Source organism: Pararhodonellum marinum, from assembly GCF_015354735.1.
Classification (GTDB): Bacteria; Bacteroidota; Bacteroidia; order Cytophagales; family Cyclobacteriaceae; genus Pararhodonellum; species Pararhodonellum marinum.
In genome coordinates this window covers 91145-104582 of the sequence record NZ_JACEFJ010000005.1, presented here as the reverse complement: position 1 = coordinate 104582, position 13438 = coordinate 91145, and the positions used below count along the sequence as shown (strand labels likewise).

The 13438-nt window shown below is 41.0% G+C and carries 11 protein-coding genes; 2 read left to right on the top strand and 9 right to left on the bottom strand.

Going from position 1 to position 13438, the window contains the following annotated elements:
• Positions 1 to 267: 267 nt before the first annotated feature.
• The gene (locus H1A14_RS11440; RefSeq protein WP_194776393.1) at positions 268 to 657 is read left to right on the top strand and encodes a hypothetical protein; all 390 of its coding nucleotides are present in this window, start codon (positions 268 to 270) and stop codon (positions 655 to 657) included.
• A 462-nt stretch (positions 658 to 1119) separates the two neighbouring features.
• Here H1A14_RS11440 and H1A14_RS11435 read toward each other — a convergent pair whose 3' ends face one another.
• From H1A14_RS11435 to H1A14_RS11395, 9 genes are all read right to left on the bottom strand, one after another.
• A complete protein-coding gene (locus H1A14_RS11435) occupies positions 1120 to 1848 on the bottom strand; it encodes a sugar transferase (protein WP_194776392.1) in 729 nt (242 codons plus the stop codon).
• 172 nt (positions 1849 to 2020) lie between these two features.
• Positions 2021 to 2959 carry a glycosyltransferase gene (locus tag H1A14_RS11430; protein WP_228527743.1) on the bottom strand — a complete coding sequence of 313 codons (939 nt, stop codon included), beginning with the start codon at positions 2957 to 2959 and terminating at the stop codon, positions 2021 to 2023.
• Positions 2959 to 4662 (bottom strand): right-handed parallel beta-helix repeat-containing protein, encoded by a 1704-nt coding sequence (locus tag H1A14_RS11425; protein WP_194776391.1) that lies wholly within the window; start codon positions 4660 to 4662, stop codon positions 2959 to 2961. The genes H1A14_RS11430 and H1A14_RS11425 overlap by 1 nt, the downstream gene beginning before the upstream one ends.
• A gap of 146 nt (positions 4663 to 4808) precedes the next feature.
• Positions 4809 to 5798, bottom strand: a complete 990-nt coding sequence (locus H1A14_RS11420; protein ID WP_194776390.1) for a glycosyltransferase family 4 protein — start codon at positions 5796 to 5798, stop codon at positions 4809 to 4811.
• Positions 5795 to 7015, bottom strand: a complete 1221-nt coding sequence (locus H1A14_RS11415) for an O-antigen ligase family protein (protein ID WP_194776389.1) — start codon at positions 7013 to 7015, stop codon at positions 5795 to 5797. The genes H1A14_RS11420 and H1A14_RS11415 overlap by 4 nt, the downstream gene beginning before the upstream one ends.
• Complete coding sequence (locus H1A14_RS11410; protein ID WP_194776388.1) at positions 6999 to 8225, bottom strand: glycosyltransferase family 4 protein; 1227 nt, start codon at positions 8223 to 8225, stop codon at positions 6999 to 7001. The genes H1A14_RS11415 and H1A14_RS11410 overlap by 17 nt, the downstream gene beginning before the upstream one ends.
• Before the next feature lie 11 nt (positions 8226 to 8236).
• Positions 8237 to 9298: a glycosyltransferase family 4 protein gene (locus tag H1A14_RS11405; protein ID WP_194776387.1), complete on the bottom strand. Its 1062-nt coding sequence runs from the start codon at positions 9296 to 9298 to the stop codon at positions 8237 to 8239.
• A 5-nt stretch (positions 9299 to 9303) separates the two neighbouring features.
• Entirely contained in the window at positions 9304 to 10272 is a 969-nt protein-coding gene (locus tag H1A14_RS11400; RefSeq protein ID WP_194776386.1) for a glycosyltransferase, read from the bottom strand.
• A complete protein-coding gene (locus tag H1A14_RS11395; RefSeq protein ID WP_194776385.1) occupies positions 10259 to 11803 on the bottom strand; it encodes a lipopolysaccharide biosynthesis protein in 1545 nt (514 codons plus the stop codon). Before H1A14_RS11395 ends, H1A14_RS11400 begins: the two co-directional genes overlap by 14 nt.
• Before the next feature lie 281 nt (positions 11804 to 12084).
• Between H1A14_RS11395 and H1A14_RS11390 the strand changes: the two genes are divergently transcribed.
• Positions 12085 to 13272 carry a polysaccharide pyruvyl transferase family protein gene (locus H1A14_RS11390; RefSeq protein ID WP_194776384.1) on the top strand — a complete coding sequence of 396 codons (1188 nt, stop codon included), beginning with the start codon at positions 12085 to 12087 and terminating at the stop codon, positions 13270 to 13272.
• Positions 13273 to 13438: the final 166 nt, after the last annotated feature.

The window sequence follows — 13438 nt, the reverse complement described above, 5'->3', positions numbered from 1 at the left end:
AGGTTTTCCAAACCTCGAGGGTTTTTTACTTTGAATAAAACCTTTGAGGTCTTCTAGACCTCGAAGGTTTTTTTTTGCTTTAGGAAAGACTTTGGATATTGGACTAGCTTTCAAGAGACGAGGTTTCTAAAACCAAAAGGTCATGTATGCATTAAAGTAAAAACCCTATATTTTTTCAAGTAAAAATAATTGATTTTAATAGGATTCATAAAGACATCAGATGATATTTTTTCGTCTTGGCAAATAGACAAACCTAAATCATGTATCATGAAAATCTTTTCCGGTATTTTAATTCTGATGGTGAGCTTTTCCTTTCAGGTTTTTTCTCAAGAAAAAGAATATTTTGAGAGTCAACAGGTTTCCTTGATTATGTATCCCAAAATTTACCAAATCATTGAGCTGGAAGACTGCATGGAAACAGGATCAAGTCTATTTAAGGAATTTTTGGCAAAAAACCAGGTAGACTGGCTGGAAACTGAGGAAGGATTCATAATGATGAAAATCTATGAAGACACTTACCAATATGAAAAAACTGAGTTGATCAAAGGCCTTGAGCCCATGCTTGGTCCAGAAATAAGAATCAAGTCCGTCAAAGCCTACGGGTGGGAATACCTGCCATACAATTACAAACGGGACTTTAAAATTCAACCCATTTAAAGCCTCTGAGGTCTCAATGACCCGGAAGGTTTTTTTGCTTTAGGAAAGACTTTGGATATTGGCCAAGCTTTCAAATGACGGGGTTTCTGGCACAGCCCATTTCCCATTGAAAGGCAATGTTGAAGTGATCGGATCAGTGGCGTTTGTTAAAATGGCTCAACTGTATAACTGATCTTAATTTGCTTGACTATCTTGGCTTGACTTTCTAGTTTTGGCTCTTCTGTGATTCCACCTCATTGCTTAATATCAAAGCCCTTGGAAATACCTGTTTCCAAGGACTTTTTTAGAGAATTCAAGCAGGTTAAAACAAAAAAAACCACTACCTTTTCTATAACGAAACCTAATGCATACTTGAGTTAAAGCTTAATCCGAAAAAATTTTTACTTATTTCTAGTAGGCTTATAAAATAAAAAAAAACCCATGTGGGTTTTTTTATAAAATTACTGGTTTTCAAAACCAGAATTATTTTCCATTTCTCTTGAAAACTTTCTTCACAGTTCCAATAATGATGGTGATATCTTTTTGGATATTTACTTCATTAAGATATTGTAAATCAATCAACATCCTTTCACACATTTCATCAACTGTTTCAGCATATCCATAGTCTATCTGACCCACTGATGTAATCCCAGGCTTGATGGCCTGAAGTTTCAAGAAACTCGGGGCTTTTCTTACAATCTGATCGATAAAATACTGTCTTTCAGGCCTTGGCCCAACGATAGACATATCCCCAGCCCATACATTCCAGAACTGTGGAAATTCATCCAAGTGTGTCTTTCTCATAAAACTACCCCATTTTGTAATCCGGGGATCATTATCTGTGGTAGTCTTTACACCTGATTTCTCTGCATCCACACACATGCTTCTGAATTTATACATCTTGAAAGGGATGCCGTTTTCACCGATCCTTTCCTGCGTATAAAAAGCCGGACCTTTTGAGGTGACTTTAGTGATCAGCAATAAAATAAGGAATACAGGGGAACCGAAAACCAGCACACAAAAAGAAAATACAATGTCAAAAACCCTCTTGAGAAACTTGGCAGAGGCATCGATTTCCGCTTTGTAATTTTCTGTTTGAAACTGACCTTTCCAAAAGATGGGATCAGTAAATGATAAAAGGTTAGGAATGAAATTATCTTCCTCAAATCCTTTTTTAAATCTAATTTCTTGCGATTGACTAGGGCTACTCATTATTACTTTAATTCTTAATAGTTGGCTTTATTATTCAACAATACCACTAACCAAGTACCATGCCAAGTAATTTTCTGCATTTTGGTATCTACTAAAGGTTATTTAGGTTGTTTGAAGTAAATAATGGGTATATTTTCCACATGATGTGAATACAATTTTTCACCAATTTGGCCTATTTTTCGTTTTTAAAACTCCAAAATCTGCGGTTCATAGATAAAAACATGTTAGTGGCAATGGGTAAAGAATCATGAAGAAGCCCCAGCTTATACCCCAGCCATTTGGCCATTAAAGAGCTCAAGGATTTTGGCAAATAAAGAACATTGTTATTGAATACATATCCTATTTCAGATTTGAGGTATTTCATTCCCTGACTTTCAGCTCTTCCAAAGTGATTAAAAATCCATGTATTGTCCGCGTGAAACACACCCAAATCGAAATACCGCTTAAATTCTTCTTTGAGACTGTAATTATGGGAATGATAAACCTGGGCGTCGGATATATAGCCTTTTTTCCAACCCTTCAATAACATCTTACCTGTTGTGATCACATCCTCACCAAAGATAGATTTCATAGGGAATCCTCCCGCCTCCTCAAAAGCAGTCCTTCTGTATGCGGCAAAGGAATTGGAACAGGAAATGGTTTTGATACCATACTCTTCAGCATCTTCCATTCCCAGTATCTGTGTTGTAGCTGGATAGTTAAAGTGCCTGGCATGGGCTTCCAAGACCTTTGCACCAATATGTGGCAACTGCCTGCCATAAACTACTCCCAGAGAAGGGTCAGCATCTAATGGCTTTATTAGATTTGCGATGGCATCTGGATGAGCAAGGATTGCGTCTTGTGTCAAAAATAGGTAAACATCTGCTTGAGGATATCTTTCCACAGCAAGCTGACGTGTGCCACCGTGGTCAAAATCGTTTTTATCTATGGAGAGAATCTCGAATTCTTTAATGGATGGCAAGTGCAAAGTATTGTCAGTGGATCCGGAGTCTATGATGATTTTTTTGTGAAAGGCCACCGTTTGGGAATTTATTCCTTTCAATACGGCAGGCCATAAGGCTCCGGCATTGAGCGTGGGGATAAAAAGGTTGATTTTCATCTCAGAAGTCATCAAATCCCTTTTTTGGTGATCTTAATCTCCCCGTATTCTGCCACACCCTCTGTAAATATTTCACCTTCCACATTGGCTGTCCCTTTCCCCTTAAACAAAACTGCCTCGGAATTTACCACACCCTGATGCTCATTGCCGGAAAGACTAAGGTTGTTGGGATTGTTGCTTTCTATGGTCAACCGGGTCTTGCCACCGGCCAAAGATTTGAGTTTGTTTCCCGAAATGCTCAGGTTTTCAGAACCGTCATCGGATACGCAACTTTTCACAGATGAGATGGTATTGTTTACAATGGAGACATTTTGAGCAGTCTTTTCGACCCGGACAGCACTTGCTTTTAGGCTGCTGATTTCATTGTTTTCCAATGAGAAACTGCTTTGGTTGACAATTAAAAATACGGGATTTTCAGCCTTGCTGCTTACCTTATTCCCTACAAAACTGACATTTCCGGTCATGTTGAAATTTATCATTCCATTTGTAATCTCATTGTTCTGAACCCACAATGAATCTACCCTCACTCCATTGGGCATTGATATATTGTTCAGCTTGTTTTCTCTCAAAATAATTTTTTCAGCGTTGACATTTGCCAACAAATTAAGGTTTCCAATTTCATTGCCTAGTAAGGTCAGTTGTCTCAGACCCAATACCAGCTCAACTTGATTATCTGCCTTATTTTTTTCAGCATGTATATCACCGCAGCTTTCGATGTAAAGGGCCGGCCTGTTGTTTTTTTGCGCGGTATTGTTGATCATTCTGACTCCTGAAACATTTATCAGAGTGGCAATTCCCGACCCATCAGGTGTCGATTTACCACTGACAAAACCATTGTTTCCGGAAAAATTGCCCTGAATCAGGCAATTGATATCCCAAAACGCTTTATCAGAACGGTTGTTGATATCAATCGCATCAGCTCCATTGTGCTCCATGGTGTTATCTCGAAAAACATAATTTTTCTCTGTTCCAGTATTTCCAAAAGCCACCTGAATGGCGCTCATTCCGTTGAACCGAAATAGGGTATTGATCACGGATATGTCAGGGCTTTGGTAAATAAAAACCCCATTTTCGCCATTGTATTTAATTTCAGCGTCCGTTATCCTTACTTTTTCACTTTCGAGGATCCTGATTCCGGTTCCGGGTTGGTAGGTATGGGTTGCTATCCGGGCGGTCCCATATTGGGACACTTTGGTTTTATTGATGCTCACCGATTTGCATTTATACAACAATATACCGGCAAATGACCTCAACTTGGTAGCATCCCCTGTCAGGTCTGAATGGCTGATGTGTATATCTTGGCTACCTGTAAGGTAAATGCCCTCATTTTGGGATTCCAAACGCAGGATCATATGAACATTGGATACATCCTTACCTCTTATCAGCGGGGCCGAGGAATTTTGTTGCGAGTTGGTAAACTCCTCTATGTTCCCAATCTGCTGTCTCAATATCCCCTCACATTTTATATGTATACCTGAAATCAATCCAATGGTCCTGACCAAAAATACCCCTTCAGGTATCAGTACGGTATCCCCCTGTACAGCATTTCTGATGACCTCCTGAATGGCTTGTGTGTCATTGGTCTTTCCATCTCCTTTTGCCCCAAAATCCTTGACATTCAATATATCTCCCGCAGGCATTCCACTAATCTCTGCCGGAAAAACCAAAGTGAATACCACCAGGAAAACCAATAAATGTCTCAATTTAAATCTCATGCTTGTTCGTTTTGAGTTGAGCATCTGCATTCTTAAATTCTTTATCCATTGAAACCATAATTAGCAGCTTCTGGACCGATTTCGAAATCAGCTCGTATTTCTAAAATTTCTTTCCCTAAGAAAGCAGGATAATTAAATCCTTTAAGTTAAGAAAGGATCAATTCCCAGGTCTTTTTTGCTGTAGTTTCCCATGAAAAGTGCCCTGCCCTTTCGTAGCCTTTTAATACACATTCCTGATACAATGTCCGGTCATTCACCAACCTCTCAATCCCTGACTTAATGGCTTCTACTGATAAAGGATCCACACAAAGGGCAGCACCTCCGGCCACTTCTGCCAAAGCATTTTCGGAAGAAGTAAGCACCGGGGTCCGTGAAGCCATGGACTCTATCAGGGGCAGCCCAAAGCCCTCCATCAAGGAAACAAAAAGCGTGGCAAACGCTCCTCTGTAGTACTTGGGAAGATCTTCATCTTCTATAAACCCTAAAAACCGTACCCTTTTTTTTATTTTTAGTTTCTTTAGCAATAATTCCAGGTCACTATCCGGATGGCCCGACAGCGCTAAAATAAATTCACCCGGAATGTCTGCCGTTGCAAAGGCGGTTATCATGGCAGGAAGATTTTTGTTTTTTCTTCGGTTTCCCACATACAAAAAATAAGGCCTGTCAAGGGACATCTCTTCGGAATTGTTCAAAAAAGAAGCATCCACTCCATTGTAGATAACAGAAATGATTTCTTCCCTGATTCCCAAAAGCGAAATGAGTTGCTGCTTGCTAAAGTGGGAAACAGTGATGATTTGCTTTGCATTTGAAGCAAGTCTGGCAATAACCTGTCTGTAATAGATACGATGCAAACTTGAATAATAAAAGAGATGCATCAGGTCATGGATGGTAAAAATAAAAGGGGTTCTGGAATAGAGCGGCGGCATAAATGACGGACTATAGAAAACTTCAGCAGATGACCTCTTGATCTCATTGGCAAGCATCAGAGGAGAAAAAAGATTTCCCAATCCCATGTTACTCTTTACGAATTCAAAATCCACCGCAGCCGGAGCATTGGCCATCACCTCCTTGTAAAGCCTTCCGATACCGGTATCTCCTGCCCACCTTCCGTCTATCAATACGCGCTTGGTTTTCATAGCAAAGACAGCTTGGTGGTTTTAAAATCAATGGGCCTAATGGTTCCCAATAGGTAAATCAGGATCAGGAAAAGGATGATGTCATTGTCATAACCGGAGTATAAGATCATCATGATAGCAAGCAATGGCAGAAGAACTATGATCCAGAAATGGGTGTTCACCGTTTTTCTCCAACTGTACTGAACAAAGCAATAAAGGAATGAAACAAATGATACCAATCCGATGATTCCCAATTCCAGGTAAACATTCAGGAAAGTGCTGTGGATATGAGGCTCACCCCTGTAAAAGTCAGCGTATTTTTGAATGAATTCCGGCGCTTTTTCAAAACCGATACCCCAGAAAGGGATCTCGGTGAAGTTTGAAAAAAAAGCCTTCCAATAAACCAACCTAATGCCCATCCCGTCATTGGAAGCGGTGATTTGCTCTACCCGGATGATTTTCTGAAGCAGCAATGGAATTGAGGCCATAACACAAACCGCCATTGCTACCCTTATCCATTTGTTGGCCGTAATCCACACCAAATATCCACATCCGATCATCAATGCCACGATGGGAGTCCGAGACATGGAAAGGTAGGCCAATAAAAATATAAAAATAATCCTCAGGAAAGATACCCTGTTTTTTTGTACCAATGGAATCAAGATGTAAGGAAAGCCAATCATGGCAATTCTGGCTCCAAACATATTTTTGTCATCCAATCCCCAAAAGAACAAATTCTTGTTGTACAGCATGCTCGCTTCTCCAGAGGAGGAACTTCCGCCTAGCAGCCTGAAATCCAAAGCCTGATGGTAACAAAGCAGTTGCAGAAAGACTAAGAAAAAAATGATATGCAGAAAGATGTCCAATAAATTGATCAACTGCTTGTTGTCCCGTTGGGAAAGCCATGTCACGGTAAAATACAGGAACACAAAATTTACGATAAGCTTGATGATATTGGTTACCCGGAAACTTTGAACTTCATATACAGCAAGAAAGCTGATCAATGCATACAGCACAAAAACAGCAAGAAAAATGGTCCATCTTGGAAAAATCAGTTTCGGAAAATCAAAGTAAAATACCAGCGCACTGACCAAAAAGAAAATAGGATAGATTTTTACCGGAAAAAACACAGATAGAATAGCCAAACAAAACAGGATTTCCGACAGCTTGATTTGACTCAGCTCAAGACCAAGTTTTGGGAAAAAACCGGAAGGGCGTTTATCAACTGTTTCTTCCATGTTTGGTGATTTTTGGATTACCGGAATGTAAAGCATTTTTCAGAACATTTTCATACGCTTGAACCAAGCGGTCCCGATTCAGGATTTCTGCCACCGTATTTCTCGCATTTCCGCTTACCCTGTTGTATAGGGAGAAATCCTCACTTAGCCTTCTCATGGCCATGCCCAAAGTACCTGGATTTTCTGCATCGCAAAACAAACCGTTTTCTTCATCAATTACCGTTTCTTTTAAACCGCCAGCCCTGTTGGCTATGACAGGAACATGATGCGCAAGGGCTTCTATGGCCACCATTCCCAAAGGTTCCTCCCAGAGGGATGGCACCACCAAGACATCTATGGATTTAAAGAACTTGCCAAATTCCACATACCCCAAAAAAACAATTCTGGGATCTTTTGCTTTCATTTTTAGATGCTCTTCATAATCTGATTTCCCCTTTCCTGCTATATGAAGGGTGGCGTTTATATTGGATTGTTGAAATTCCTCAATCAGCCATTCTATGCCTTTGACTTTGGACAGCGTGCCCAAGTATCCGATGCTTAGCGTTTCGTTTCCTTCTCTTTTGGCCTTGGGTCCTGGATCCGGAATGGTTCGTGTATTGTGGATCACATGTTTTTGGGCATTGGCAAAATAACCCTCCTGTTCAAACCGGCTCAAAATACTTTGGCTGATGCCCACCACTGCCGTCACATTTAAAGATAGCTTTCGATGCTTGATTCTCAACAATTTGCAGCTTATACAGATTTGATGGCAGGGGGAATCTCCTTTGTACATGTTGCTATTTGCACACAGCAAGTACAAATCATGCAACACTTGGATGATTGGGACACCATATTTTTGAATCTCGTCATATACTGCCACAGACCATCCTGCGAGGTTGTGACAGGAAACCACCTCTGGCTGCTCAGCATGAAGCACTTCTGATACATACCCCATCATCCTCTCATTGTAGCGGTCTCGGAGATGCCATTCCAGCCTTTTGACAGTCGGCTGTTTTTTATCATCAAAAGGCCAATAAATATTTTTCAGTCCAGCACGATATACTTTTACCCCATTTTCTAGATCGACTTTCAACCCATCTTCCTCTGCCATACTCAGAACAACGACCTCATGTCCCAAGGCCTGCATGCCCTCCACCAATAATTTCAATGAAAGCTCGGCACCTCCACGGATGTATGGACTATAAAGTGAATTGATATAGAGAATCTTCATGTGGGTTTGGTTCAGGAATGAAGGACAGACTGATATACCTGTTTCAATTTTTCAATGACCATTTTTTTGCCATGGTTTTGCTTTACGTAATGAAACATCTTGTTGCCCATCATTTGAAATACCTCCGGATTATTTTTTTTTAATTGGAAGGCGGATTCCAGCATTTCTCGAAGTTTTGAAGCATGTTCTTCATCAGAGGTATAATGGTATGACAAAAATTGGTCCTGCATCGCAGTCATATCCGTCAATGTGCCGATTTGAGGAAAGATGCCTGTTTTTCGGTACGAAAAGGCGAGCAGGACGGTTCCAGAATTCAGGCTGCTGTTAAGATCATAGGGCAGGATAAGCAGGTCACTTTCCCCCAAAAGATTTGGAATATCACTGTCTGGAATAAATTCCAGTTTAAGTTTTATGTTGTTAAACACTGCTGCAAATCTGGTCAAGTGCGCTTTATAGTTTTCAGTAGTGGGATTCCCTGCAATGGAAAGTTGGAGTTTATCCTCCATTTGCCCGGCTGTTCTGATCAGCAGTTCAAGATTTTTATAGGGCTTAACAGCACCAAGAAAAAGCAATTTCAGTTTTCCATTTGAACTATTTTTTTTCTCCACTTCCGGCCCATAAATCTCCGTAAAATCAGGATGGGGGATGTAATGGATTTTGGAAGCCTGTGATGGATGGCTCTCAAGGATCAAATCCCTCGATTGGTGGCTGTGGATGATTATCGCGTCAGCAAATTTGATCAAGTTGTGTGTCAGGATTTTGCTTAGACGATTTGATTTTTTTTCATGCGAAACCCTGTTGTGCATGGTCCATACCAGCTTTTTATTGCTCAGCCTGATTACGGTCAAAACAATGGATTTCCTGAAAAAACTAATTAACATCTTAATGTAAGAAGTCTCATCCAGGTTTTCAAACCAGTTGAGATGGACCAGTCTGATGGACTTGAAATGCCGGTAACCGGAAAAAATCCCATCAAGAGGGTGAACCTTAAAACCTGCCTCTTCAAGCCCATTTACAAGAATGGAGATGTATTGATTGGCTTTATTGACCGGTGGATTAAATATGAGGTCCATGTCTTTCAAAAGCCCTGGGTTTTTCTTTTCATATTTTGGCTTTTTGCAAAAGCAACTAAAATGTCCTTGATGGTCAATCCAAATTGTTTTCTGTGCTTCAACCAAAAAATCAGCTTTTTGAAGGAGTCTGAGACCATTACCTTGCTTAAAGTGAAAATCTTCCTTTTATGCATGTAGGCATGCTGGTTGTGGACAAGATGACGATGCAATACCACCTCCTCCGGTTGGGTCGGCACTCTTTTCAGAAACTCTTCCAGCCATTTGGCATATCCTTGATCGGCAATCATTTTTTCGAAATCATTGCTTTTGGTGGATGAGATAGAAGTGCCATGGCTTCTATATTTAAATACCGGCCTGTTGCTGTGTGCAATTCCATGATCAGCCGAAGCCATAAAGGCAGTGATATCATCTGTTCCCCATGCAAGCGGTAAATCATAAAAACCCCCACTTTTACGAAGGGCATCTGTCAGGTAGACATAATCAGAAATATAATTTGACCTATATTGGTTGAGCCTGTGCCAGATGGAATCATAAACCGACTCAATAGAGGGACAAGCAGGCGTGAGCATTTGGGTTATGCCCCTTTCATCGATGATCTGACTCCTGCAATGGTAGACATGTAAATCCGGATACTTTGACATCAGATTCAGAAACTCTTCGAGGTAATCAGGTTCAAGGACATCATCATCTCCCATAATCATGATGTATTCGCCTTTTGCTAAGAAAAGGCATTTGTTCCAGTTGTCCACCAGTCTGACTGCCCCGACATTGGTTTCGTTCTTGTAATACCTGATCCGCTTTGGATCAAACTGCAGAAAGGTTTCCTCCACAGGTTGAGGCGAATCATCGTTCAAAAGCAGCAACTCAAAATCCTGGCAGGTCTGATTCAGAATACTTTCAATGCATTCTTTAAGATACCTGTTTTTGTAAGCAGGAATACAGATTGAAAATTTGACCTGATCAGTTGAGGGCATCGGATGTTGGTTTGTTCAATAATTTTTCTTTTAGATAATGGATGTCAGCCGCTTTGACCACAAAGGCCCAGTGGTAGGCAATGAACAATACCACAAATACAACCGAATTGAAAGAAATACCCACAATAGGGTTTTTAAAATCCATCCACACTCCAAGATAATGTGCCAGGAACAGTGCAATAACTGCGCCTAAAAGAGAGGGGAAAAAACCCCCAAAGAAAATTTTTCTGCTGTTCAAGGACAATACCCTGGGAATGTAATAAAGGTAGAAAAAACCGATCTGTATCAGCATATAGGCCAGATAACCAATCACTGCTGCCCCTACATTGAATTCCGGAGCCAAGACCACGGTCATTGGTAGGGAAACCAGGCAACCTATGGCGGAAGAATACACCAAAGCCTTGGTCTTCCCTGATGAGAGTACAAGGCTTGCCACAGGTGTATTGTGCATGGAAAGCAGCACGGTCAATAGCCAAATGATCAGCCATATGCTCAGATGTAGATAATCTTCCCCCATATAAACGAGCAGAATTTTATCTGCATTCAGGATCAGTACAAAGACGACAAAAGTCAGGAACACTGAAATATATCGGGTCGCCTCAAAGACCATTTTTTCCATCTTTGGTTGGTTATTTTCCGCATAGACTTTGGATGCAGAAGGTAGCAAGACCTGAAGGAAAATGGTGCCAAAAGACAAAACCAACATGGCAATGGTCTGGATTACCCTGTATTCGGTCAGGACCTCGATCCCGGAAGCGTACCTTGCCAAAAGTATGGGGCGGAGTTCATTGGCAGAAAACTGAAAAATACCCATAACAAAAATCGATAGGCTATACCCTATGATCTGCCCAAATGCACCGCTGTCCCATTTTGGTAAAAGCAACTGCTTAATCGGTACCGGAAATACCTTCAATCGATGGACATAAAACGGGTATACGATTAATGTAGACAAGGTATAAAAGAGGAAGTATACCGGAAGAGACCATTGGAAGTGTATGGCAGCCAATGCGACCAGAAAATTGAGGATACTGCTGATAAAGGTGATTCTGTTGACAAATCCAAGTTCATCCTTTGCGCTCAGGAGTTGGATGACCACATTGGAAAGCCAATTAAACACCGTACTACCGGCAAGGATGTACATCATGATCCTGTAGGTGGGGGCTTGTTCAACCGAAATATTGAACAGGGAGGGCCCATAATCTGCCATCAAAACAAACACGAACGTATTGATCAAGCCAATGACTCCGTAGAAGACCATGCTGGATCTGGAGGCACGCATGATTTTTTTGTATTTGGATTTTGCCTCCCACATGGCAAAATACCGTACAGAACCCACATTCATCCCTAAATCCATCAATCTCAGGTAAGCATTGAGTGAAAAAGCCAATGCGATCAAACCATAATCCCCCTTGCCATAATAGCCGACCAACAAGGGAATGGTAATGAACTTGGCCAAGGCATCAAAGACCTTCGCGACTATACCCCAAATGGATCCTGAAAAAATTTTTTTTACTGATGTCGTTCCAGCCATTGTATGTGTAATGTGGAAAACCTGATGTGGAATTGAAGGTACCCTTAGCAAAATGGATGCTCCAATTCCAAAAGTTGCTTTATTTCAGCAAATTAAACATAAAAGTACCGCAAGAAATGATACTCCTCTAAATTTACCTTGAAATCTGCTTATTTTTGGAATGGACCACATCTTCTACATGCCGGCAATCCAATATGAAAGATATCTTAAGCTTTTAATTAAATTTGTTGTCGATCCCTTGATTTTTAAAACAGGTCAAATTTTTGCTTACATGGATTCTGATGGAAAAAATACTGATTATTGGCGCATTCGACAGGTACAATTATGGTGATCTTTTGTTTCCACTTATAATAGAAAAACAACTGAATACCTACGGCAAGGAATTTGAATACAGATTTTTTGGGCTGATTGCAAGTGATCTGTCAAAAGAAGGAGGTCTGCCTACCGAGAACCTGCAGGCATTTTACCAGGCTTGCCAAAATCCCAAAGACCAAGTTCATGTGATCATTGCTGGAGGTGAAGCATTGGGTGTGACTTGGCATGCACTTTTGGCGGCAATCCATAAAAATTACCAAAAAATCCACCGGTACCATATCCGGATCTCCAAAATTTTGGATTTGAATAAAATTGCCAAAAAGGTACTGAAAGGAAAAACCACCCTTCCTTTCGTCTTTACCAAGTCTGATTTCCCCGGGGTCAAATCTGTAATTTTAAATTCTTTGGGAGGATCGGGCCTGAAGAAATCCCATTTTGAAAAGTATGGTTTTTTGAAGGAAAAACTCAATCAGGCAGATTACTTTGCTGTCCGGGATAAGACCACCATCACCAATCTTACGGAAAACGGGGTACATGCTCAGCTGTTTCCTGACTCCGCCATACTCATGTCAGCATTTTATCCCCTGGCCTGGCTGGAAAAAATGGTTACCCCGGCTGTGAGAGATTATGCTGATGAAAATAAGGGCAATTATGTTTTTTTCCAGATCAATAAAAAAACGACCACCGGCAAGCATGATTTGATTGCTGCGGAATTAGATGTCATATATCAAAACGAAAAGACAGAAATCTGTCTCTGTCCGATCGGAAAAGCGCTGAACCACGACGACCATCTGGCTTTGGCATCTGTAAAGCAGCGGATGAATTCCCCTGCTGTTTATTTTGATGCGGATAACATCTGGGACATTATGTACCTGATAGCCAATTCAAAATGCTATATCGGAACAAGCTTGCATGGGGCGATTACAGCCCTGAGTTATGCCGTGCCACATGTGGGTCTGAAAGTGGAAAAACTGGAAGCCTATCTCCGAACCTGGGGTGCCGAGGGTAATGATTTTGCTGTTGATTTCAATGAAATCCATTCCCAGTTCCTGGCAGCCACAGCCATTTCAAAATCAGTTTATGAGGAAAAACGGGACCTTCAGCTCACAGCCATCCGAAAGGGATTTGACCAGATGGTCAATGTTTTTCAATAAACTACTTTTGGTGTTAAGTTGGGCCATTGCCAAATTATAAGAGTTGTCCTGAAATACCCATCCGTGTAATTGAGTGCATTCGTGGCATTTCCAATTTTGCCGCGGACCCGCCGGCTGCGGGCAGGTACACGAATAGGCGCTATTTTTTTATGCATTAACCTTTGAG

What these genes read in the sequence shown, in the direction of transcription:
- H1A14_RS11400 (WP_194776386.1), bottom strand. Translation starts at nt 10,272, where the DNA reads ATGCCCTCAACTGATCAGGTCAAATTTTCAATCTGTATTCCTGCTTAC.
- H1A14_RS11420 (WP_194776390.1), bottom strand. Translation starts at nt 5,798, where the DNA reads ATGAAAACCAAGCGCGTATTGATAGACGGAAGGTGGGCAGGAGATACC.
- H1A14_RS11435 (WP_194776392.1), bottom strand. Translation starts at nt 1,848, where the DNA reads ATGAGTAGCCCTAGTCAATCGCAAGAAATTAGATTTAAAAAAGGATTT.
- H1A14_RS11415 (WP_194776389.1), bottom strand. Translation starts at nt 7,015, where the DNA reads ATGGAAGAAACAGTTGATAAACGCCCTTCCGGTTTTTTCCCAAAACTT.
- H1A14_RS11440 (WP_194776393.1), top strand. Translation starts at nt 268, where the DNA reads ATGAAAATCTTTTCCGGTATTTTAATTCTGATGGTGAGCTTTTCCTTT.
- H1A14_RS11395 (WP_194776385.1), bottom strand. Translation starts at nt 11,803, where the DNA reads ATGGCTGGAACGACATCAGTAAAAAAAATTTTTTCAGGATCCATTTGG.
- H1A14_RS11405 (WP_194776387.1), bottom strand. Translation starts at nt 9,298, where the DNA reads ATGGACCTCATATTTAATCCACCGGTCAATAAAGCCAATCAATACATC.
- H1A14_RS11430 (WP_228527743.1), bottom strand. Translation starts at nt 2,959, where the DNA reads ATGACTTCTGAGATGAAAATCAACCTTTTTATCCCCACGCTCAATGCC.
- H1A14_RS11410 (WP_194776388.1), bottom strand. Translation starts at nt 8,225, where the DNA reads ATGAAGATTCTCTATATCAATTCACTTTATAGTCCATACATCCGTGGA.
- H1A14_RS11425 (WP_194776391.1), bottom strand. Translation starts at nt 4,662, where the DNA reads ATGAGATTTAAATTGAGACATTTATTGGTTTTCCTGGTGGTATTCACT.
- H1A14_RS11390 (WP_194776384.1), top strand. Translation starts at nt 12,085, where the DNA reads ATGGAAAAAATACTGATTATTGGCGCATTCGACAGGTACAATTATGGT.